A 23379-nucleotide genomic window follows, 5' to 3' on the forward strand; every position below is an offset into this window, starting at 1 on the left:
TGTTGTGTGACGAATGCCGCATTTTCTCCTCGCATTGTTTTACCCATTGCGGCGCGTGTCACTGAATGATAAAACCGATATTCACATGAATAACGTTTGCCTGATGTCTGTCAGGCAGGAAACAATGCAGCGTGGTGAGGGGAAATGGCTCAGGTCTTTAATTTTAGTTCAGGTCCGGCGATGCTACCGGCGGAAGTACTTAAACTGGCGCAACAGGAACTGCGTGACTGGCACGGTCTTGGTACGTCGGTAATGGAAATTAGCCATCGAGGCAAAGAGTTTATCCAGGTCGCTGAAGAGGCGGAGCAGGATTTTCGCGATCTCCTTAATATCCCCTCCAACTATAAAGTTTTATTTTGTCACGGCGGCGGTCGCGGGCAGTTTGCTGGCGTGCCGCTCAATCTGCTGGGCGATAAAACCACGGCGGATTATGTCGATGCTGGTTACTGGGCGGCGAGCGCCATCAAAGAAGCCAAAAAATACTGTGCGCCGCAGATTATCGACGCCAAAATCACCGTGGACGGCAAACGTGCCGTAAAACCGATGCGCGAGTGGCAGCTTTCCGATAATGCCGCTTATTTGCACTATTGCCCGAATGAGACCATTGACGGCATCGCCATCGATGAAACGCCGGATTTTGGCCCGGAGGTGGTCGTCACGGCGGACTTTTCTTCTACCATCCTGTCTGCGCCGCTGGACGTCTCTCGCTATGGCGTAATTTATGCTGGCGCGCAGAAGAATATCGGTCCGGCAGGACTGACGCTGGTTATCGTCCGGGAGGATCTGTTAGGCAAGGCGCATGAGAGCTGCCCGTCCATCCTCGACTACACCGTCCTGAATGATAACGACTCGATGTTTAATACGCCGCCGACTTTCGCCTGGTATCTTTCCGGTCTGGTGTTCAAATGGTTGAAAGCGCAGGGCGGCGTGGCGGCGATGCACAAAATCAATCAGCAAAAAGCGGAGTTGCTGTACGGTGTGATTGATAACAGCGATTTCTACCGTAACGATGTCGCACAGGCCAACCGTTCGCGGATGAATGTTCCGTTCCAGTTAGCGGACAATACGCTGGACAAGGTCTTTCTGGAAGAGTCTTTCGCCGCCGGTCTGCACGCCTTAAAAGGGCACCGTGTTGTTGGCGGTATGCGCGCCTCTATCTATAACGCCATGCCGATTGAAGGGGTAAAAGCGCTGACCGATTTCATGATCGATTTTGAGCGTCGCCACGGCTAATACGTTTCTTTTTTCATCCCCACGGCCAGTCTGTGGGGTTTTTATTTCTGTTTTTTGAGAGTTGAGTTTCATGGAATCCCTGACGTTACAACCCATCGCGCGGGTCGATGGCGCCATTAATTTACCTGGCTCCAAAAGTGTTTCAAACCGTGCTTTGCTCCTGGCGGCTTTAGCTTGTGGTAAAACCGCTCTGACGAATCTGCTGGATAGCGATGACGTCCGCCATATGCTCAATGCCCTGAGCGCGTTGGGGATCAATTACACCCTTTCTGCCGATCGCACCCGCTGTGATATCACGGGTAATGGCGGCGCATTACGTGCGCCAGGCGCTCTGGAACTGTTTCTCGGTAATGCCGGAACCGCGATGCGTCCGTTAGCGGCAGCGCTATGTCTGGGGCAAAATGAGATAGTGTTAACCGGCGAACCGCGTATGAAAGAGCGTCCGATAGGCCATCTGGTCGATTCGCTGCGTCAGGGCGGGGCGAATATTGATTACCTGGAGCAGGAAAACTATCCGCCCCTGCGTCTGCGCGGCGGTTTTACCGGCGGCGACATTGAGGTTGATGGTAGCGTTTCCAGCCAGTTCCTGACCGCTCTGCTGATGACGGCGCCGCTGGCCCCTAAAGACACAATTATTCGCGTTAAAGGCGAACTGGTATCAAAACCTTACATCGATATCACGCTAAATTTAATGAAAACCTTTGGCGTGGAGATAGCGAACCACCACTACCAACAATTTGTCGTGAAGGGAGGTCAACAGTATCACTCTCCAGGTCGCTATCTGGTCGAGGGCGATGCCTCGTCAGCGTCCTATTTTCTCGCCGCCGGGGCGATAAAAGGCGGCACGGTAAAAGTGACCGGAATTGGCCGCAAAAGTATGCAGGGCGATATTCGTTTTGCCGATGTGCTGGAGAAAATGGGCGCGACCATTACCTGGGGCGATGATTTTATTGCCTGCACGCGCGGTGAATTGCACGCCATAGATATGGATATGAACCATATTCCGGATGCGGCGATGACGATTGCCACCACGGCGCTGTTTGCGAAAGGAACCACGACGTTGCGCAATATTTATAACTGGCGAGTGAAAGAAACCGATCGCCTGTTCGCGATGGCGACCGAGCTACGTAAAGTGGGCGCTGAAGTCGAAGAAGGGCACGACTATATTCGTATCACGCCGCCGGCGAAGCTCCAACACGCGGATATTGGCACGTACAACGACCACCGTATGGCGATGTGCTTCTCACTGGTCGCACTGTCCGATACGCCAGTTACGATCCTGGACCCTAAATGTACCGCAAAAACGTTCCCTGATTATTTCGAACAACTGGCGCGAATGAGTACGCCTGCCTAAGTCTTCTGTTGCGCCAGTCGACGGGCTGGCGCGCCGAGTCCGTATTCGCACTATTTTTATAATTATGACTAATGCTAATTTGTTGATGATTTAACACATTGATTTATGTGTTTTTTATAATAGTTATCAACGGAATATTAGTATGAAAAATAAATCATTACTACTGGCGGTGGCGATTTCCGCCACGCTACTGGCAGGATGTAAAAATGGCGTGAATGGCAATTTAATCGCCAGTTCAGGCATGTCAGCCTACAAAGCCGCCACACTGTCCGATGCGGATGTTAAGGCATTATCTAATAATGCCTGTAAACAAATGGACAGCGAGAATCAACTGGCAGGTTCGAAAAGCAAATACACCAAACGTCTGAGCAAAATCGCCAAAGCGCTGGGTAACAACATTGACGGTACGCCGGTTAGCTATAAAGTCTATATGACCAGCGATATCAACGCATGGGCGATGGCGAACGGTTGCGTTCGCGTATACTCCGGCCTGATGGATCTGATGACCGATAATGAAATTGAAGGCGTACTGGGCCATGAACTGGGCCATGTCTCTTTAGGGCACTCTCGCAAGGCAATGCAGACCGCTTATGCCACGCTGGTGGCTCGCGATGCGATTTCCGCCACCAGCGGCGTCGCAGCGCAGCTTTCCCAGTCTCAATTGGGCGATCTGGCGGAAGGCGTCATCAATTCGGCGTTTTCTCGCAGTCAGGAGTCGGATGCGGATGACTTCTCTTACGATCTGCTGAAAAAACGCGGGATTAACACCCAGGGCTTAGTCACGGCATTCGATAAATTCGCCACAATGGACGCAGGTCATGCAAAATCATTGATGGACTCCCACCCGGCTTCAGCCGATCGCGCGCAGCATATGCGCGACAGAATTGCCGAAGATAAAAAGTAAATCATTGTCATCTTTCGGGCTGGTTTCTCGCCGGCCCGCTATAATTGCGCAATTATTCCGCATCTGATTACAGACAAAACTGGTTTTTGCACGCAACGTTAACGGTCGCGAGCGTTGGCGCGTATAATGCGCGGCGTTTACGTTAACGGTACGCCTGTTTAAGGAGATAAAGATGACGGCAATTGCCCCGGTAATAACCATTGATGGCCCAAGCGGTGCAGGTAAAGGCACCTTGTGCAAAGCAATGGCGGAAGCATTGCAATGGCATCTGCTGGATTCCGGCGCGATATACCGCGTACTGGCGCTGGCGGCATTGCATCACCATGTCGATCTCGCCTCTGAAGATGCGCTGGTGCCTCTGGCGTCCCATCTGGACGTGCGTTTCGTCTCAACGGACGGCAACCTGGAAGTTATCCTGGAAGGCGAGGACGTTAGCGGCGAAATCCGTACGCAGGAAGTCGCGAACGCGGCATCCCAGGTGGCGGCATTCCCACGCGTGCGTGAAGCGCTTCTTCGCCGCCAACGCGCATTCCGCGAAGCGCCTGGTTTAATCGCCGATGGACGCGATATGGGGACCGTGGTCTTCCCGGATGCGCCGGTAAAAATTTTCCTTGACGCCTCCTCGGAGGAACGTGCGCATCGACGTATGCTACAGTTGCAGGAGAATGGCTTTAGTGTTAACTTTGAACGCCTTTTGGCCGAGATCAAGGAACGCGACGATCGCGATCGTCATCGTGCCGTTGCGCCGTTAGTTCCTGCTGCTGATGCATTAGTTTTGGATTCTACCCGATTAAGCATTGAGCAAGTGATTGAAAAAGCGTTACAATATGCGCGCCAAAAATTGGCTCTCGCTTAAATGCGACCGAATTTGTAGTACCCCCGTTGCAAAGGATTGACAGCGGGTATGTTAAACAACCCCATCCGGCACGGAGCCAGGTGGACGTTAAATATGAAACCTGAAGATTAAACATGACTGAATCTTTTGCTCAACTCTTTGAAGAATCCTTAAAAGAAATCGAAACCCGCCCGGGTTCCATCGTTCGTGGTGTTGTTGTTGCTATCGACAAAGACGTAGTACTGGTTGACGCCGGTCTGAAATCTGAGTCTGCCATTCCGGCTGAGCAGTTCAAAAACGCCCAGGGCGAACTGGAAATCCAGGTTGGTGACGAAGTTGACGTTGCTCTGGATGCAGTAGAAGACGGCTTCGGTGAAACTCTGCTCTCTCGTGAGAAAGCTAAACGTCACGAAGCATGGATCACGCTGGAAAAAGCTTACGAAGATGCTGAAACTGTTACCGGTGTTATCAACGGCAAAGTTAAGGGTGGCTTCACTGTTGAGCTGAACGGTATTCGCGCGTTCCTGCCAGGTTCTCTGGTAGACGTTCGTCCGGTGCGTGACACTCTGCACCTGGAAGGCAAAGAGCTTGAATTCAAAGTAATCAAGCTGGACCAGAAACGTAACAACGTTGTGGTTTCTCGTCGTGCCGTTATCGAATCCGAAAACAGCGCAGAACGCGATCAGCTGCTGGAAAACCTGCAGGAAGGCATGGAAGTTAAAGGTATCGTTAAGAACCTCACTGACTACGGTGCATTCGTTGATCTGGGCGGCGTTGACGGCCTGCTGCACATCACTGATATGGCCTGGAAACGCGTTAAGCATCCGAGCGAAATCGTGAACGTTGGCGACGAAATCAATGTGAAAGTGCTGAAATTCGACCGCGAGCGTACCCGTGTATCCCTGGGCCTGAAACAGCTGGGCGAAGATCCGTGGGTTGCTATCGCTAAACGTTATCCGGAAGGTACCAAACTGACCGGTCGCGTGACCAACCTGACCGATTACGGCTGCTTCGTTGAAATCGAAGAAGGCGTTGAAGGCCTGGTTCACGTTTCCGAAATGGACTGGACCAACAAAAACATCCACCCGTCCAAAGTGGTTAACGTTGGCGACGTAGTGGAAGTGATGGTTCTGGATATCGACGAAGAACGTCGTCGTATCTCCCTGGGTCTGAAGCAGTGCAAATCTAACCCGTGGCAGCAGTTCGCAGAAACCCACAACAAGGGCGACCGCGTTGAAGGTAAAATCAAGTCTATCACTGACTTCGGTATCTTCATCGGCCTGGACGGCGGCATCGACGGCCTGGTTCACCTGTCTGACATCTCCTGGAACGTTGCAGGCGAAGAAGCAGTTCGTGAATACAAAAAAGGCGACGAAATCGCTGCAGTTGTTCTGCAGGTTGACGCAGAACGTGAACGTATCTCCCTGGGCGTTAAACAGCTCGCAGAAGATCCGTTCAACAACTGGGTTGCTCTGAACAAGAAAGGCGCTATCGTAACCGGTAAAGTCACTGCAGTTGACGCTAAAGGCGCAACCGTAGAACTGGCCGACGGCGTTGAAGGTTACCTGCGTGCTTCTGAAGCATCCCGTGACCGCGTTGAAGATGCGACTCTGGTTCTGAGCGTTGGCGACGACGTTGAAGCTAAATTCACCGGCGTTGATCGTAAAAACCGCGCAATCAGCCTGTCTGTTCGTGCGAAAGACGAAGCTGACGAGAAAGATGCCATCGCAACTGTTAACAAACAGGAAGATGCAAACTTCTCTAACAACGCAATGGCTGAAGCATTCAAAGCAGCTAAAGGCGAGTAATCCTCTGAAACTTCGGGTCTTTTAGTCCGAAGTATAACGAGATTACTTGACAGATTGCAGGTTTCGGCCTGTAATCAAGCACTAAGGGCGGCTACGGCCGCCCTTAATCAATCTCACGGCTGCAGCCAATTTGCCTTTAAGGAACCGGAGGAATCATGACCAAGTCAGAATTGATTGAAAGACTTGCAACCCAGCAATCTCACATTCCCGCTAAGGCGGTTGAAGACGCGGTAAAAGAGATGCTGGAGCATATGGCCTCGACTCTTGCGCAGGGCGAGCGTATTGAAATCCGCGGTTTCGGCAGTTTTTCTTTGCATTACCGCGCGCCTCGTACCGGACGTAACCCCAAGACCGGCGATAAAGTGGAACTGGAAGGAAAATACGTTCCTCACTTTAAACCGGGTAAAGAACTGCGCGATCGCGCCAATATTTACGGTTAAGTTTTAACGCAAAACTTGAACCCGAAAAAAGCACCGTCAGGGTGCTTTTTTCATTTATACACCGTCAGGCGCAAACGCTATTCGACCGAAAACTGGAAAACGTTTCGCATTTTTTGCTGCGTCTTACATTTATCAGGTAAAAAACCTGGAATCCGCGCCGTATAGCACAAAATCCCCTCCAGACAATGGCGTCCTGAACCTGCACACTTTCCCGCACAGGGAGGTGTCTATGAAGATAACGACGGTCAGCGTATGCGTAGTATGCGGCATACTTCCGCTCATGATATTGCCAGTATTACCTGATACGTGGATTCTCGCGGTGCTGTTTTGTCTGGCATGTTTGCTTTGCCTCATACCCCATCACTATGCGCGCTACGCGGCATTAACTTTGCTCTTTTTCATGTGGGGGATATTTGCCGCCAGGCAGGCCATCTGGGCGGGAAACGTCCTGCCCGCCGCGACGCAGGAGGCGACAGTCGTCATTACTGCCACCGATCATATGACCACTCATTATGGGCGAATCACCCATTTGCGCGGAAAGCCGCTCTTTCCTGCTGTAGGGATTGTCCTGCATGGCCAGTACTTACCCACGGAAGTGTGTGCCGGGCAACAGTGGGCGATGACGCTGAAGGTCAGAGCGGTACACGGGCAGCTTAACGAAGGCGGTTTTGATAGCCAACGTTACGCGCTGGCGCAGCACCAACCGTTGACCGGGCGTTTTCTACAGGCTAAAGCGATTAACCCTGAGTGTAGCTTGCGTGCGCGCTATCTTGCTTCGCTTCGCGCTACGCTTGCGCCTTATCCGTGGCAGCAGGTTATTCTGGCGTTGGGAATGGGGGAGCGGGGAGCGTTGTCGCAGGAGGTGAAGGCCGTTATGCGCGATACGGGGACTGCCCATTTGATGGCGATTTCCGGCCTGCATATCGCTTTTGCCGCGTTATTGGCTGCCGGATTAATCCGTGGCGGACAATTCTTTTTGCCGGTCAGATGGATTCGTTGGCAGACGCCATTGCTGGGCGGCATTCTTTGCGCGATATGTTATGCCTGGCTTACCGGCTTACAACCGCCTGCGCTGCGCACGGTGGCGGCGCTGAGCGTCTGGGGAGGATTAAAATTAAGCGGACGACAGTGGAGCGGCTGGCAAGTCTGGTGCTGCTGTCTGGCCGCGATTATTTTCGCCGATCCTGTGGCGGTTATATCACAAAGTCTTTGGCTGTCAGCATTTGCGGTTGCCGGCCTGTTATTCTGGTATCAGTGGTTTCCTGCGCCAAACGGAAATTTTCCACGAGGCTTACGCTGGTTGCTTAACCTGCTTCACTTACAGGCAGGCATTACACTTCTGCTTTTGCCTCTCCAGGTGGCGCTTTTTCATGGCATAAGCGTTACCGCAATGCTGGCGAATCTTTTTGCCGTACCCTGGGTCACATTTGTGACGGTTCCGCTCATCCTGGCGGGAATGATTCTGCATTTAACCGGGCCGTTTTTTCTTGAAGAGTGGGTATGGTACCTGACCGATCGCGCGTTAGCCGCGCTATTTTACCTGTTGAATGCTTTACCGCAGGGCTGGGTGAATATTGATAACCGTTGGCAGTGGCTGACGTTTTTGCCCTGGCTAATGCTTATCGCGTGGCGATTAAACGTCTGGCGTACCTGGCCGGCGGTCTGTTTATGCGGGTTATTGTTGATGAGCTGGCCACTCTGGCGGCCGATAAACGCCAGTGGATGGCAGGTGCATATGCTGGATGTTGGTCAGGGGCTGGCGATAGCGATCGTCAGGGGCGATAAAGTAATACTCTACGATACCGGTCGGGCATGGCCGGAGGGCGACAGCGGGCAACAGGTTATTATTCCCTGGTTGCGCTGGCATAATCTGACGCCGGAGGGCGTTATTTTGAGTCATGAGCATCTGGATCATCGGGGCGGGCTGCGTTCGCTACAGCAGGTCTGGCCGTCAATGTGGATTCGCAGCCCGTTAGGCTGGCAGGGACATTTGCCCTGTTTTCGCGGTGAGCAGTGGCAATGGCAGGGGCTAACGTTTCAGGCGCACTGGCCGTTACGCGAAAGTGCCGATCGAGGAAATAACCGCTCCTGTGTGGTCAAAGTGGATGACGGCGTACATAGCATCCTGCTCACGGGCGATATTGAAGCGGGCGCTGAACAAAAAATGCTAAGTCGTTACTGGCGACATCTTGCGGCGACGTTTATCCAGGTGCCGCATCATGGTAGTAATACGTCGTCGTCGCTACCATTTATTCAGCGCGTACATGGTGAAGCGGCGCTGGCGTCCGCATCGCGCTATAACGCATGGCGGCTGCCGTCCCGCAAGGTAAAACAGCGCTACCGACAGCAGGCGTATCAGTGGTTTGATACACCCCACCAGGGGCAAATTTCGCTGCTGTTTTCTCCGCAGGGCTGGCGCATACAAGGCTTACGGGATCAAATTTTACCTCGCTGGTATCATCAGTGGTTTGGCGTGTCCGAGGATAACGGGTAGAATATGCGGCTATTTCAACAAATGCTGGTTTTTTGAATGCATAACGATAAAGATCTCTCTACGTGGCAGACCTTCCGCCGACTGTGGCCAACCATAGCGCCTTTTAAAGCAGGTCTGATCGTGGCGGGCATAGCGTTAATTCTCAACGCAGCCAGCGATACCTTCATGCTATCGCTCCTCAAGCCATTACTGGATGATGGTTTCGGTAAAACGGATCGCTCAGTGTTGCTGTGGATGCCGCTGGTGGTTATTGGGCTGATGATATTACGAGGCATCACTAGCTATATCTCCAGCTACTGTATTTCATGGGTGTCAGGCAAGGTGGTAATGACCATGCGCCGTCGCCTGTTTGGCCATATGATGGGAATGCCCGTCGCCTTCTTTGATAAACAGTCTACCGGTACGCTGCTGTCGCGTATTACTTACGATTCAGAACAGGTTGCCTCTTCTTCATCTGGCGCACTGATTACCGTGGTGCGTGAAGGGGCATCGATCATCGGATTGTTTATCATGATGTTCTATTACAGCTGGCAGTTGTCGATCATCCTGGTTGTTTTAGCGCCGATTGTGTCGATTGCGATTCGCGTTGTCTCAAAACGGTTCCGCAGCATCAGTAAAAATATGCAGAACACGATGGGACAAGTGACTACCAGCGCTGAACAAATGCTGAAAGGACACAAAGAGGTACTGATTTTTGGCGGTCAGGAAGTCGAAACTAAACGCTTTGATAAAGTCAGCAATAAGATGCGACTGCAAGGCATGAAAATGGTCTCTGCCTCGTCAATTTCCGATCCTATCATTCAGCTCATTGCCTCGCTGGCGCTGGCGTTTGTCCTCTATGCTGCGAGCTTCCCAAGCGTAATGGATAGCCTGACGGCAGGGACCATCACCGTGGTGTTCTCCTCCATGATCGCGCTGATGCGTCCATTAAAATCGCTGACAAACGTTAACGCGCAGTTCCAGCGTGGGATGGCGGCTTGTCAAACGTTGTTTGCGATTCTGGATAGCGAACAGGAGAAAGATGAAGGTAAACGTGTCATTGACCGCGCGACCGGCGATCTCGAATTCCGCAATGTGACGTTTACTTACCCGGGCCGTGAAGTGCCGGCATTGCGTAACATCAATTTGAAAATTCCTGCCGGGAAAACCGTGGCGCTGGTGGGGCGTTCCGGATCGGGTAAATCAACTATCGCCAGTCTGATCACCCGTTTCTACGATATTGATGAAGGGCACATCCTGATGGATGGTCACGATCTACGCGAATACACTCTGGCCTCTCTACGTAATCAGGTGGCGCTGGTTTCGCAAAACGTGCATCTGTTTAACGACACGGTCGCCAATAACATTGCTTATGCCCGGACGGAAGAATACAGCCGCGAGCAGATTGAAGAGGCAGCGCGCATGGCCTATGCCATGGACTTTATCAATAAGATGGATAATGGCCTGGATACCATCATCGGCGAAAACGGCGTACTGCTTTCCGGCGGTCAGCGCCAGCGTATCGCGATCGCCCGCGCCTTACTGCGCGACAGCCCGATTCTGATCCTTGATGAAGCTACGTCCGCGCTGGATACCGAATCTGAACGTGCGATTCAGGCAGCGTTGGATGAGCTGCAGAAAAACCGTACCTCTCTGGTGATTGCGCACCGTCTCTCCACCATCGAACAGGCGGATGAGATCGTTGTAGTCGAAGACGGTATTATCGTTGAGCGCGGCACTCATAGCGAGCTGCTGGCGCAACACGGCGTTTACGCCCAGCTACATAAGATGCAATTTGGCCAATGATTGCGCGTATCTGGTCGGGTGAATCCCCGCTATGGCGGTTACTGCTGCCGCTCTCCTGGCTGTATGGCCTGGTGAGCGGGGCGATTCGTCTGAGCTATAAGCTTGGTTTTAAACGCGCCTGGCGAGCGCCGGTACCGGTGGTTGTGGTAGGGAATCTTACGGCTGGCGGTAACGGTAAAACCCCCGTAGTCATTTGGCTGGTGGAAAAGCTGCAACAGCGTGGCGTGCGCGTGGGGGTCGTTTCCCGCGGCTACGGCGGGAAAGCTGCCGCTTATCCGCTGCTCCTGACGCCTGAGACGACAACCGCAGAAGCGGGAGATGAACCGGTATTGATTTATCAGCGGACCGGCGCGCCTGTCGCGGTGGCGCCTGAACGCGCCGCGGCGGTGAAAGCGATTCTGGCGGCGCATAATGTGCAGATTATTATCACCGACGATGGGTTGCAGCATTACCGGCTCGCGCGAGATATTGAAATTGTGGTGATTGACGGCGTGCGCCGTTTTGGCAACGGCTGGTGGCTTCCTGCCGGTCCTATGCGCGAACGCGCCAGTCGCCTGAAAACCGTAGACGCCGCTATCGTCAATGGCGGCGTCGCCCGGGCGGGCGAAATCCCCATGCAGCTAGCGCCTGGACTGGCGGTGAACTTACGTACGGGAGCGCGTTGCGATGTGGCGCAACTGAGCAATATTGTGGCGATGGCGGGCACCGGTCATCCGCCGCGCTTTTTCGCCACGCTGGAAGCCTGTGGCGCGCATCCGCAAAAGTGCGTCCCGCTGGCCGATCATCAAACGCTCGCCCCTGCTGACGTTCAGGCGTTGGTCGGTGAAGGGCAGACCCTGGTAATGACGGAAAAAGACGCGGTGAAATGCCGTGCTTTTGCCGAAGATAACTGGTGGTTCTTACCGGTTGATGCGCGTTTGTCCGGTGAGCAGCCTGATAAGTTGCTTCAACATATCACCTCGCTGGTTCGCTAGCGTCCCCCAATGCAGCGGCAGTGATGAATTTATGGAGTCATGAATGTCATTGCCGTACCTTTCTCTTTCCCAGGCCCGTTGTCTTCACCTTGCTGCGCAGGGGCTATTGAAAAAGCCGCGCCGTAACGCGCTGCCTGGCGATGTTCTTGCCGCCATCTCACGCATGGCGTTGCTGCAAATTGATACCATCAATGTTGTCGCACGTAGCCCCTATCTGGTGCTGTTTAGCCGTCTCGGTTCGTACCCGCAGGCCTGGCTGGATGAGGCGCTGCGACGCGGCGAGTTAATGGAATACTGGGCGCATGAGGCCTGTTTCTTACCACGCCGCGACTTTAAACTTATCTGCCATCGTATGCTGTCGCCGGAAAAGATGGGCTGGAAATATCGCGCGGCATGGATGCATGAGCACGCGGAAGAAATAGAACAGCTAATGCGGCATATTCAGGAGCACGGCCCGGTGCGATCTGCCGATTTTGAACATGCGCAGAAAGGCGCCAGCGGCTGGTGGGAATGGAAACCACATAAACGCCACCTTGAGGGTTTATTTACCGCCGGAAAAGTCATGGTTGTTGAGCGGCGTAATTTTCAACGTGTATATGATTTAACGCGCCGTGTGATGCCGCACTGGGATGATGAACGCGATGGACTGTCACAGCCGCAGGCGGAAAGCCTGATGCTGGATAATAGCGCGCGCAGTCTGGGGATTTTCCGTGAACAGTGGCTGGCGGATTACTACCGCCTGAAACGTCCTGACCTGAAAGGATGGCGGGAGAGCCGGGCGGAACAGCAGCAGATTATTCCGGTCGAGGTGGAAACGTTGGGGCGGATGTGGCTTCATGCCGATCTTCTTTCGCAGCTTGAACCGGCGCTAAATAACGCCTTAAAGGCGACCCATAGCGCAGTGCTGTCGCCTTTCGATCCTGTGATATGGGATCGCAAGCGGGCAGCGCAGCTTTTCGGATTTAACTATCGGCTGGAATGTTATACGCCTGCGGCGAAGCGCCAGTACGGTTATTTTGTGCTGCCGCTATTATACCAGGGCCGTTTAGTCGGGCGAATGGACGCCAAAATGCACCGTAAAACGGGGGTACTTGAGGTTATCTCGCTGTATCTGGAGGACGATATTCGCCCTGGCGTTAGTCTGCAAAAAGGAATCTGGCAGGCCATTAGCGCGTTTGCTGCCTGGCAACGGGCATCGCGCGTGACGCTGGGACAATGTCCGCCAGGCCTGTTTAGCGCCATGCGTCATGGCTGGGAAATAGACCCTGCACCATAACCGATTATGTTAATATTGAAGGATTCACAATCCGGTCCATCTGGAGGAACTATGGATCATCGTCTGCTTGAAATCATCGCCTGCCCGGTATGTAACGGCAAACTCTGGTATAACCAGGAACAGCAAGAATTAATTTGCAAACTGGATAATCTCGCTTTCCCGTTACGCGACGGCATTCCTGTATTGCTGGAAAATGAAGCTCGCGCCCTGACATCTGATGAGAGTAAATCATGAGTTTCGTCGTCATCATTCCGGCCCGTTTTTCATCTACCCGACTGCCAGGCAAACCATTAGTGGATATTAATGGTAAGCCCATGATTGTTCATGTCCTGGAGCGGGCGCGCGAATCTGGCGCGGAACGCATTATTGTCGCCACCGATCATGAAGACGTGGCTCGTGCGGTAGAAGCGGCTGGCGGCGAAGTGTGCATGACGCGCGCCGATCACCAGTCCGGCACCGAACGGTTGGCGGAAGTGGTAGAGAAGTGCGGATTCAGCGACGATACCGTTATTGTGAACGTTCAGGGCGATGAGCCGATGATCCCGGCGGTTATTATTCGCCAGGTCGCGGAAAATCTGGCACAGCGCCAGGTTGGCATGGCGACGCTGGCGGTGCCGATTCACAGCGCCGAAGAAGCGTTTAACCCGAATGCGGTAAAAGTCGTGCTGGATGCTGAAGGCTATGCGCTTTACTTTTCCCGGGCGACGATTCCCTGGGATCGCGATCGCTTTGCAAAAAGTCTGGAAACGGTAGGGGATACTTGCCTTCGTCACCTGGGCATTTATGGCTATCGCGCGGGGTTTATCCGCCGTTACGTGAGCTGGCAACCCAGCCCGCTTGAACATATTGAAATGCTGGAGCAACTCCGTGTGCTGTGGTACGGCGAAAAAATTCATGTCGCCATCGCCAAAGCGGTGCCCGGCACGGGCGTAGACACCGCCGACGACCTGGAGCGCGTACGCGCTGAAATGCGTTAACATGATCCTGTTCATGATCGTCTTAGACGGTCATGAACAGCGCGGTATGATAGCGCAAAGATGAATACTCACGTCTGCTCATCAGTGGCGGCTTTCTCGTACCGTTACGATTTTCCTCATTTTTCTTTTCTTCCCTTGATCTGATACGGGTGACATCTGTCCATACGACGCTCATTATTAAAGCAGTAGCACTAATGGGGGTAATCTGGAATGGAACAGTTGCGGGCCGAACTCAGTCATTTGTTGGGTGAAAAACTTAGCCGTATAGAGTGCGTGAATGAGAAAGCGGATTCCGCATTGTGGTCATTATATGACAGCCAGGGCATTCCGATGCCGCTGATGGCGCGAAGTTTTACCACTCCCGGCGTTGCGCAGCAACTGGCATGGAAAACCTCAATGCTGGCGCGTAGCGGTACGGTGAGGATGCCGGTAATCTATGGCGTATTGACGCATGAAGAGCATCCTGGTCCGGATGTGCTGCTACTGGAACGACTGCGCGGTGTGCCGGTCGAGGCGCCGGCGCGCACTCCGGAACGCTGGGAACAGCTAAAAGATCAGATTGTCGAAGGGCTGTTAGCCTGGCATCGGCAGGATAGCCGCGGTTGCGTTGGCGCCGTAGACCATACTCAGGAGAATATCTGGCCTTCCTGGTATCGTCAGCGGGTGGAGGTGCTGTGGACGACGCTAAATCAGTTCAGCAATACCGGTCTGACGATGCAGGACAGACGCATTTTGTTTCGTACCAGAGAATGTCTTCCTTCGTTATTTGAAGGGTTTAACGACAACTGCGTACTGGTGCATGGCAACTTCTGCCTGCGCAGTATGCTTAAAGACGCCCGTAGCGATCAGCTTCTGGCGATGGTCGGCCCCGGGCTGATGCTGTGGGCGCCGAGAGAGTTCGAACTGTTTCGCCTGATGGATAATCCATTGGCGGAGGGATTGCTTTGGCATTATCTGCAACGCGCGCCAGTGGCGGAGTCCTTCATCTGGCGGCGTTGGCTCTATGTGCTGTGGGACGAGGTTGCGCAATTGGTCAATACCGGACGTTTTAACCGTACCAATTTTGATCTGGCGGCGAAATCATTACTCCCCTGGCTTGCCTGATATGCCTTTCAGCCATTGCCAAAGTCGCCCTAATGTTTCATACCCAGCGCGATCGCTGTGCATCAGCCAGACCGGGGACGGAATTGCCCGCTCCCAGGGATTGAGCGGCGAATCGATCGCCAACTGATTCGCCGGCGCGGGAAGCGGATTCAGCCCGGCATGCTGAAAGAAAATCATCGCACGCGGCAAATGCGAGGCGGAGGTTACCAACAGGAAAGGGGCGTCGCCGATGGCCTGCTTAACGGCGGCGGCTTCTTCTTCCGTATCTTTTGGCTTATCCAGCGTAATAATATCGCTACGCGGTACGCCCAGCGACTGCGCCACCCGCGCACCGACTTCCGCCGTGCTTACCGTATTGGTTTTTGCTATGCCGCCGGTAAAAATCAGCCTGGCTCCCGGATTCGCGCGCCACAGCCGAATGCCTTCCGCCAGCCGCGGCAAGCTGTTGTTAATTAAATTAGAGCTCGGCGCCCACTGCGGGTTCCAGGTATAGCCGCCGCCGAGAACCACAATATATTCCACCTTTTGCGGACCCTGCCAGGTAGGGTAGCGGTTTTCTATCGGACGCAGCAAATGGTCAGAGACGGGTTGCAGGCTTAATAGCAATAGCGCCAGCCAACCTACGCTGATAAATACTTTTCCGGTCTTCTGAAAGCGGCTAAACCAGAGCAGCGCCAGGCCGACGCCAATGATCAGCAACATCAGCGGAAGCGGCAATAACATACCGCCAATCACTTTCTTTAGCGTAAAAAGCATCCTTTTTGGTTCCTTTTTTAACCATATAGCGGAGGATTAACGGTGATATTACACCAGACAGGTTCATTCTGGCCGCGGCTGTGACAAAATAGCGGTTTTATCAGATAACGCCTGAGCCAGCCTGTGGAGAGTCCGATGCAGGATCGCAATTTTGATGACATTGCTGAAAAGTTTTCCCGTAACATTTACGGCACGACCAAAGGACAACTGCGGCAAGCCATTCTGTGGCAAGACCTGGATCGCGTGCTGGAGGAGATTGGCGGGCGGAAACTGCGGGTGCTGGATGCCGGCGGCGGCGAAGGGCAAACGGCGATTAAGATGGCGGAACGCGGCCATCAGGTGACGTTATGCGATCTGTCTGGCGAAATGATCGCCCGCGCGCGGCAGGCGGCCGAGGCAAAAGGTGTGAGCAAAGACATGCATTTTATACAATGCCCGGCTCAGGACGTCGCTTCGCATTTGGAAAGCCCGGTTGATCTGATATTGTTTCATGCTGTGCTGGAGTGGGTAGCCGATCCTGTCGGCGTATTAGAAACGCTCTGGTCAGTATTGCGCCCTGGCGGCGCGCTGTCGTTGATGTTCTATAACGCTAACGGTTTGCTGATGCACAATATGGTGGCGGGTAATTTTGACTACGTGCAGGCGGGGATGCCTAAACGCAAGAAGCGCACGCTGTCGCCTGACTACCCGCGCGACCCCGCGCAGGTGTACCAGTGGCTGGAGGCGATTGGCTGGCAGATTACCGGTAAAACCGGCGTGCGTGTGTTTCATGATTATCTGCGTGAAAAACACCAGCAGCGTGACTGTTATGAGACCCTGGTCGAACTGGAAACGCGTTATTGCCGCCAGGAGCCGTATATTAGCCTTGGGCGCTACATTCATGTCACCGCGATTAAAAGCCCGGCGCTAGCCGCAGATGCAAGGATAACCTATGAGTGAATTTTCCCAGACAGTCCCCGAACTGGTTGCCTGGGCCAGAAAAAACGACTTTTCCATCTCGCTGCCGGTAGACAGACTTTCCTTTCTGCTGGCGGTCGCCACGTTGAACGGCGAACGCCTTGACGGCGAGATGAGTGAAGGCGAGCTGGTGGATGCATTCCGCCATGTGAGTGATGCGTTTGAGCAAACCAGCGAAACCATCGGCGTGCGCGCGAACAACGCGATTAACGATATGGTGCGTCAACGTCTGCTGAACCGCTTTACCAGCGAGCAGGCGGAAGGCAATGCGATTTACCGATTAACCCCGCTCGGGATTGGCATCACCGATTACTACATTCGTCAACGCGAATTCTCTACGCTGCGTCTTTCTATGCAGTTGTCGATTGTGGCCGGCGAATTGAAGCGCGCGGCGGATGCGGCAGCGGAGGGGGGCGATGAGTTCCACTGGCATCGCAACGTTTACGCGCCATTGAAATATTCGGTGGCGGAGATTTTCGACAGTATCGATCTCACCCAGCGCATCATGGATGAACAGCAGCAGCAGGTGAAAGACGATATCGCACAACTGCTGAATAAAGACTGGCGGGCGGCGATTTCCAGCTGTGAGCTGCTGCTTTCCGAAACGTCCGGTACGCTGCGCGAGTTGCAGGATACGCTGGAGGCGGCGGGCGATAAGCTGCAGGCTAACCTGCTGCGCATTCAGGATGCCACGATGACGCACGACGATCTGCATTTTGTCGACAGGCTGGTGTTTGACTTACAAAGTAAACTCGACCGCATTATCAGTTGGGGTCAGCAGTCTATTGATTTATGGATCGGCTACGATCGTCACGTGCATAAATTTATCCGTACCGCGATCGATATGGATAAAAACCGTGTCTTCGCCCAGCGGTTGCGCCAGTCCGTGCAGACTTATTTTGACGATCCCTGGGCGCTAACCTACGCGAATGCCGATCGTCTGCTGGATATGCGCGATGAAGAGATGGCGTTGCGTGACGATGAAGTCACCGGGGAGTTGCCGCCGGATCTGGAATATGAAGAGTTTAACGAGATCCGCGAGCAGTTAGCGGCCATCATTGAAGAACAGCTGGCTATCTACAAAACCAGACAAACGCCACTGGATCTTGGACTGGTGGTGCGCGAGTATCTGGCGCAATACCCGCGCGCGCGTCATTTCGACGTGGCGCGTATTGTTATCGATCAAGCGGTACGTCTTGGCGTAGCGCAAGCAGATTTCACCGGACTGCCAGCCAAATGGCAGCCGATTAATGATTACGGAGCCAAGGTACAGGCGCATGTCATTGACAAATATTGAACAAGTGATGCCGGTTAAGCTGGCGCAGGCGCTGGCGAATCCGTTATTTCCGGCGCTGGATAGCGCATTACGTTCGGGCCGCCACATCGGGCTGGACGAACTGGATAATCATGCCTTTCTGATGGATTTTCAGGAATACCTGGAAGAGTTTTACGCGCGTTATAACGTGGAACTGATTCGCGCGCCGGAGGGGTTCTTCTACCTGCGTCCGCGTTCTACCACGCTTATCCCGCGCTCGGTGTTATCCGAACTGGATATGATGGTCGGTAAAATTCTCTGCTACCTCTATCTTAGCCCGGAGCGTCTGGCCAACGAAGGGATCTTTACTCAGCAAGAATTGTACGACGAGCTGCTTACCCTTGCGGACGAAGCCAAACTGCTAAAGCTGGTTAATAACCGCTCGACGGGATCTGACGTTGATCGTCAGAAACTGCAGGAAAAGGTGCGTTCTTCTTTAAACCGCCTGCGTCGTTTGGGCATGGTATGGTTTATGGGCCACGACAGCAGCAAATTCCGCATTACCGAATCGGTCTTCCGCTTTGGCGCGGATGTCCGCGCCGGCGACGATCCTCGCGAGGCGCAGCGTCGTCTCATCCGCGACGGGGAAGCGATGCCCATTGAAAACCATCTGCAACTTAATGATGAGACCGAAGAGAGTCAGCCGGACAGTGGAGAGGAAGAATAATGATTGAACGCGGTAAATTTCGCTCGCTAACGCTGATTAACTGGAACGGTTTTTTTGCCCGTACTTTTGACCTGGATGAACTGGTCACGACGTTATCCGGGGGCAACGGTGCCGGGAAATCCACGACGATGGCGGCGTTCGTCACGGCGCTGATCCCGGATCTTACATTACTGCACTTTCGTAACACCACGGAAGCCGGCGCCACCAGCGGTTCGCGCGATAAAGGTCTGCACGGTAAGCTGAAGGCGGGCGTCTGTTACTCCATGCTCGACACCATTAATTCCCGCCATCAGCGGGTGGTGGTCGGCGTGCGTCTGCAGCAGGTCGCTGGGCGCGATCGCAAAGTGGACATCAAACCGTTCGCTATCCAGGGGCTGCCGATGTCGGTACAGCCGACACAACTGGTGACGGAGACATTAAACGAACGTCAGGCGCGCGTACTGTCGCTTGCTGAGCTGAAAGACAAGCTTGACGAGATGGAAGGCGTGCAGTTTAAGCAGTTTAACTCCATCACCGATTATCATTCGCTGATGTTTGACTTAGGGATTATCGCCCGTCGTCTGCGCTCCGCTTCCGATCGTAGTAAATTCTATCGTTTGATAGAGGCCTCGCTGTACGGCGGGATCTCCAGCGCCATTACCCGATCGCTACGCGATTATTTATTGCCGGAAAACAGCGGCGTGCGCAAGGCGTTCCAGGATATGGAAGCGGCGCTGCGCGAGAACCGACTCACGCTGGAAGCGATTCGTGTTACCCAATCCGATCGCGATCTGTTTAAGCATTTGATCAGCGAAGCCACCGATTATGTGGCGGCGGATTATATGCGCCACGCCAATGAGCGTCGGGTTCACCTTGATCAGGCGTTGGCGTTTCGACGCGAACTGTACACATCGCGCAAACAACTGGCGGCTGAGCAGTACAAGCACGTCGATATGGCCCGTGAGTTGGGCGAACATAACGGCGCCGAAGGTTCTCTTGAGGCGGATTACCAGGCGGCGAGCGATCACCTGAATCTGGTGCAAACCGCGCTGCGTCAGCAGGAAAAAATTGAACGCTACGAAGCGGATCTTGAAGAGCTGCAGATTCGACTCGAAGAGCAAAACGAAGTGGTGGCGGAAGCCGCCGAAATGCAGGACGAAAATGAAGCGCGTGCCGAAGCCGCCGAGCTGGAAGTCGATGAACTCAAAAGCCAGCTTGCGGATTACCAGCAGGCGCTGGATGTACAGCAAACGCGCGCGATTCAGTATAACCAGGCGATATCAGCGCTTGCCCGCGCTAAAGAACTTTGTCATCTGCCGGATCTAACGCCGGAAAGCGCCGCCGAATGGCTGGATACTTTCCAGGCAAAAGAGCAGGAAGCTACGGAAAAACTGCTGTCGTTGGAACAAAAGATGAGCGTGGCGCAAACCGCGCACAGTCAGTTTGAGCAGGCTTATCAGCTGGTAGCGGCGATCAACGGCCCGCTGGCGCGTAGCGAAGCCTGGGACGTGGCGCGCGAGCTGTTACGGGACGGCGTGAACCAGCGTCATCTGGCGGAACAGGTACAGCCGCTGCGGATGCGCCTGGGCGAACTGGAACAGCGGCTGCGCGAGCAGCAAGAGGCGGAACGTCTGCTGGCGGAGTTCTGTAAGCGACAGGGCAAAAATTTTGATATTGACGAACTGGAAGCGTTGCATCAGGAGCTGGAAGCCCGCATCGCGTCCTTGTCTGATAGCGTGTCGTCAGCCAGCGAACAGCGTATGGCCTTGCGTCAGGAGCAGGAACAGCTGCAATCCCGTATCCAGCATCTGATGCAACGCGCTCCTGTCTGGCTAGCGGCGCAGAATAGCCTGAACCAGCTTAGCGAACAGTGCGGCGAGGAGTTTACGTCTAGCCAGGAAGTGACCGAATACCTGCAACAGCTACTGGAGCGTGAGCGCGAAGCCATTGTCGAACGCGACGAAGTGGGCGTGCGTAAAAATGCGGTTGATGAAGAGATCGAACGTTTAAGCCAGCCGGGCGGCGCGGAAGATCAGCGTTTGAATGCGCTGGCGGAGCGTTTTGGCGGGGTACTGCTGTCGGAAATCTACGACGATGTCAGTCTTGAAGATGCGCCGTACTTTTCCGCACTGTATGGCCCGTCGCGCCATGCGATCGTCGTACCGGATTTATCGCAAATAGCCGAACAGCTTGAAGGTCTGACCGACTGCCCGGAAGATCTGTACCTGATCGAAGGCGATCCGCAGTCTTTTGATGACAGCGTATTCAGCGTTGACGAGCTGGAAAAGGCGGTGGTCGTGAAAATTGCCGACCGTCAGTGGCGTTATTCGCGTTTCCCGTCGCTGCCTATTTTTGGCCGTGCGGCGCGCGAGAACCGTATTGAAAGTCTCCATGCGGAACGGGAAGTGCTTTCCGAGCGCTTTGCCACGCTCTCGTTTGACGTGCAGAAAACCCAGCGTTTGCACCAGGCGTTCAGCCGTTTTATCGGTAGCCACCTTTCCGTTGCCTTTGAGGACGATCCGGAAGCGGAAATTCGCCGACTGAACGGGCGTCGCGTCGAGCTGGAACGCGCGTTGGCGACGCATGAAAGCGACAACCAGCAGCAGCGCCTTCAGTTTGAGCAGGCGAAAGAGGGCGTTTCCGCGCTTAACCGTTTGCTGCCGCGGCTGAATTTATTGGCCGATGAAACGCTGGCCGATCGGGTCGATGAAATTCAGGAACGGTTGGATGAGGCGCAGGAAGCGGCGCGATTTGTGCAGCAATATGGCAACCAGTTAGCCAAACTGGAGCCAGTAGTTTCCGTTCTGCAAAGCGATCCGGAACAGTTTGAGCAATTAAAAGAAGACTATGCATGGTCGCAGCAAATGCAGCGCGACGCGCGCCAGCAGGCTTTTGCTCTGGCTGAAGTTGTCGAACGTCGGGCGCATTTCAGCTATTCCGACTCGGCGGAAATGCTGAGCGGCAACAGCGATCTCAACGAAAAGCTGCGCCAGCGGCTGGAGCAGGCGGAAGCCGAGCGTACCCGCGCCCGCGAAGCGCTGCGCAGCCATGCCGCGCAGTTAAGTCAGTACAGCCAGGTTCTGGCCTCGCTAAAAAGCTCTTACGACACGAAAAAAGAGCTGCTTAACGATTTGCAGCGCGAATTACAGGATATTGGCGTTCGCGCCGACAGCGGGGCGGAAGAGCGCGCCCGCCAGCGTCGGGATGAACTGCACGCTCAGTTGAGCAATAACCGTTCGCGTCGCAATCAGCTTGAGAAAGCGCTCACCTTCTGCGAAGCGGAGATGGAGAACCTGACCCGTAAGCTGCGCAAGCTGGAGCGTGATTATCATGAAATGCGCGAGCAGGTCGTGACCGCGAAAGCCGGCTGGTGCGCAGTCATGCGGATGGTGAAAGACAATGGCGTGGAACGCCGTCTGCACCGTCGTGAGCTGGCTTATCTGTCGGCGGATGAACTGCGCTCCATGTCGGATAAGGCGTTGGGCGCGCTGCGCCTGGCCGTCGCGGATAACGAACATCTGCGCGACGTATTGCGTCTGTCGGAAGATCCGAAACGCCCGGAACGTAAAATCCAGTTCTTTGTGGCCGTTTACCAGCATCTGCGCGAACGTATTCGTCAGGATATTATTCGTACCGACGATCCGGTTGAAGCCATTGAACAAATGGAGATTGAGCTGAGCCGTCTGACGGAAGAGCTGACATCGCGTGAGCAAAAGCTGGCGATCAGTTCCCGCAGCGTGGCAAACATTATCCGCAAGACAATCCAGCGTGAGCAGAACCGTATCCGTATGCTGAACCAGGGGTTGCAAAGCGTCTCGTTTGGCCAGGTGAATAGCGTGCGGTTAAACGTCAACGTGCGTGAAACGCATGCCACCTTGCTGGATGTGCTTTCAGAACAGCAGGAGCAGCATCAGGATCTGTTTAACAGCAATCGTCTGACCTTCTCCGAAGCGCTGGCGAAACTGTACCAGCGCCTGAATCCGCAGATCGATATGGGGCAACGCACGCCGCAGACCATCGGCGAGGAGCTGCTGGACTACCGTAACTATCTGGAAATGGAAGTTGAAGTTAACCGTGGGGCCGACGGCTGGCTGCGTGCGGAATCCGGCGCGCTATCAACGGGGGAAGCTATCGGGACCGGGATGTCAATTCTGGTGATGGTGGTGCAAAGCTGGGAAGACGAAGCGCGCAGACTGCGCGGGAAAGATATTTCGCCATGTCGCCTGCTGTTCCTCGATGAAGCGGCGCGTCTGGATGCGCGCTCTATCGCCACGCTGTTTGAACTATGCGAACGTTTGCAGATGCAGCTCATCATCGCCGCGCCGGAAAACATCAGTCCGGAGAAGGGCACGACCTATAAACTGGTGCGTAAAGTGTTTCAGAATACTGAGCATGTTCATGTTGTCGGGCTGCGTGGCTTTGCGCCGCAGCTTCCGGAAACGCTTCCCGGTACGCAAACGGAAGATACGCCTTCAGAAGCGAGTTAAATACGGCAGAAACGATGACGTGCCTGATGGCGCC

18 protein-coding genes are annotated in these 23379 nt (G+C 54.2%); 17 read left to right on the forward strand and 1 reads right to left on the reverse strand.

Features of this window, described 5'->3' with window-relative positions:
- The first annotated feature begins 144 nt into the window (after window positions 1-144).
- The 13 genes from serC (at window position 145) to ACFK9X_RS09140 (ending at window position 15184) form a co-directional block, all read left to right on the forward strand.
- The gene (gene serC / locus ACFK9X_RS09080; protein ID WP_000079591.1) at window positions 145-1233 is read left to right on the forward strand and encodes a 3-phosphoserine/phosphohydroxythreonine transaminase; all 1089 of its coding nucleotides are present in this window, start codon (window positions 145-147) and stop codon (window positions 1231-1233) included.
- A 70-nt stretch (window positions 1234-1303) separates the two neighbouring features.
- Window positions 1304-2587, forward strand: a complete 1284-nt coding sequence (gene aroA, locus ACFK9X_RS09085; RefSeq protein ID WP_000445178.1) for a 3-phosphoshikimate 1-carboxyvinyltransferase — start codon at window positions 1304-1306, stop codon at window positions 2585-2587.
- 142 nt (window positions 2588-2729) lie between these two features.
- Complete coding sequence (locus ACFK9X_RS09090) at window positions 2730-3491, forward strand: M48 family metallopeptidase (RefSeq protein ID WP_151116224.1); 762 nt, start codon at window positions 2730-2732, stop codon at window positions 3489-3491.
- A gap of 172 nt (window positions 3492-3663) precedes the next feature.
- Window positions 3664-4347: a (d)CMP kinase gene (gene cmk, locus ACFK9X_RS09095; protein ID WP_000125006.1), complete on the forward strand. Its 684-nt coding sequence runs from the start codon at window positions 3664-3666 to the stop codon at window positions 4345-4347.
- A gap of 113 nt (window positions 4348-4460) precedes the next feature.
- Window positions 4461-6134 carry a 30S ribosomal protein S1 gene (gene rpsA / locus ACFK9X_RS09100; RefSeq protein WP_000140324.1) on the forward strand — a complete coding sequence of 558 codons (1674 nt, stop codon included), beginning with the start codon at window positions 4461-4463 and terminating at the stop codon, window positions 6132-6134.
- A 155-nt stretch (window positions 6135-6289) separates the two neighbouring features.
- Window positions 6290-6574: an integration host factor subunit beta gene (ihfB, locus tag ACFK9X_RS09105; RefSeq protein WP_000167332.1), complete on the forward strand. Its 285-nt coding sequence runs from the start codon at window positions 6290-6292 to the stop codon at window positions 6572-6574.
- A gap of 229 nt (window positions 6575-6803) precedes the next feature.
- Window positions 6804-9068, forward strand: a complete 2265-nt coding sequence (locus ACFK9X_RS09110; protein WP_151116226.1) for a ComEC family protein — start codon at window positions 6804-6806, stop codon at window positions 9066-9068.
- A 36-nt stretch (window positions 9069-9104) separates the two neighbouring features.
- Complete coding sequence (gene msbA, locus ACFK9X_RS09115) at window positions 9105-10853, forward strand: lipid A ABC transporter ATP-binding protein/permease MsbA (protein ID WP_000551246.1); 1749 nt, start codon at window positions 9105-9107, stop codon at window positions 10851-10853.
- Window positions 10850-11827: a tetraacyldisaccharide 4'-kinase gene (gene lpxK, locus ACFK9X_RS09120; RefSeq protein ID WP_151116228.1), complete on the forward strand. Its 978-nt coding sequence runs from the start codon at window positions 10850-10852 to the stop codon at window positions 11825-11827. Before msbA ends, lpxK begins: the two co-directional genes overlap by 4 nt.
- 43 nt (window positions 11828-11870) lie before the next feature.
- Window positions 11871-13103 carry a winged helix-turn-helix domain-containing protein gene (locus tag ACFK9X_RS09125; protein WP_151116230.1) on the forward strand — a complete coding sequence of 411 codons (1233 nt, stop codon included), beginning with the start codon at window positions 11871-11873 and terminating at the stop codon, window positions 13101-13103.
- A 51-nt stretch (window positions 13104-13154) separates the two neighbouring features.
- Window positions 13155-13337, forward strand: a complete 183-nt coding sequence (ycaR, locus tag ACFK9X_RS09130; protein WP_000350061.1) for a protein YcaR — start codon at window positions 13155-13157, stop codon at window positions 13335-13337.
- On the forward strand, window positions 13334-14080 hold the full coding sequence (gene kdsB, locus ACFK9X_RS09135; RefSeq protein WP_023237954.1) for a 3-deoxy-manno-octulosonate cytidylyltransferase: 747 nt from the start codon (window positions 13334-13336) through the stop codon (window positions 14078-14080). The genes ycaR and kdsB overlap by 4 nt, the downstream gene beginning before the upstream one ends.
- A gap of 210 nt (window positions 14081-14290) precedes the next feature.
- Window positions 14291-15184: a YcbJ family phosphotransferase gene (locus tag ACFK9X_RS09140; RefSeq protein ID WP_000436889.1), complete on the forward strand. Its 894-nt coding sequence runs from the start codon at window positions 14291-14293 to the stop codon at window positions 15182-15184.
- Here the strand turns inward: ACFK9X_RS09140 and elyC are convergent.
- Window positions 15164-15940: an envelope biogenesis factor ElyC gene (gene elyC / locus ACFK9X_RS09145; protein WP_000899553.1), complete on the reverse strand. Its 777-nt coding sequence runs from the start codon at window positions 15938-15940 to the stop codon at window positions 15164-15166. The genes ACFK9X_RS09140 and elyC overlap by 21 nt on opposite strands.
- A 135-nt stretch (window positions 15941-16075) precedes the next feature.
- On the opposite strand from elyC, the gene cmoM reads away from it, so the two are divergent.
- The 4 genes from cmoM to mukB are packed head-to-tail and all read left to right on the forward strand — an operon-like array spanning window position 16076 to window position 23345.
- Complete coding sequence (gene cmoM / locus ACFK9X_RS09150) at window positions 16076-16879, forward strand: tRNA uridine 5-oxyacetic acid(34) methyltransferase CmoM (protein WP_001154025.1); 804 nt, start codon at window positions 16076-16078, stop codon at window positions 16877-16879.
- Window positions 16872-18194, forward strand: a complete 1323-nt coding sequence (mukF, locus tag ACFK9X_RS09155; RefSeq protein ID WP_001288828.1) for a chromosome partition protein MukF — start codon at window positions 16872-16874, stop codon at window positions 18192-18194. The genes cmoM and mukF overlap by 8 nt, the downstream gene beginning before the upstream one ends.
- Window positions 18175-18879 carry a chromosome partition protein MukE gene (mukE, locus tag ACFK9X_RS09160; RefSeq protein WP_000060025.1) on the forward strand — a complete coding sequence of 235 codons (705 nt, stop codon included), beginning with the start codon at window positions 18175-18177 and terminating at the stop codon, window positions 18877-18879. Before mukF ends, mukE begins: the two co-directional genes overlap by 20 nt.
- Entirely contained in the window at window positions 18879-23345 is a 4467-nt protein-coding gene (gene mukB, locus ACFK9X_RS09165; protein WP_151116232.1) for a chromosome partition protein MukB, read from the forward strand. Before mukE ends, mukB begins: the two co-directional genes overlap by 1 nt.
- Window positions 23346-23379 lie beyond the last annotated feature (34 nt).

This window comes from Salmonella sp. WC3 (genome assembly GCF_042932255.1).
GTDB classification, from domain to species: Bacteria; Pseudomonadota; Gammaproteobacteria; order Enterobacterales; family Enterobacteriaceae; genus Salmonella; species Salmonella enterica.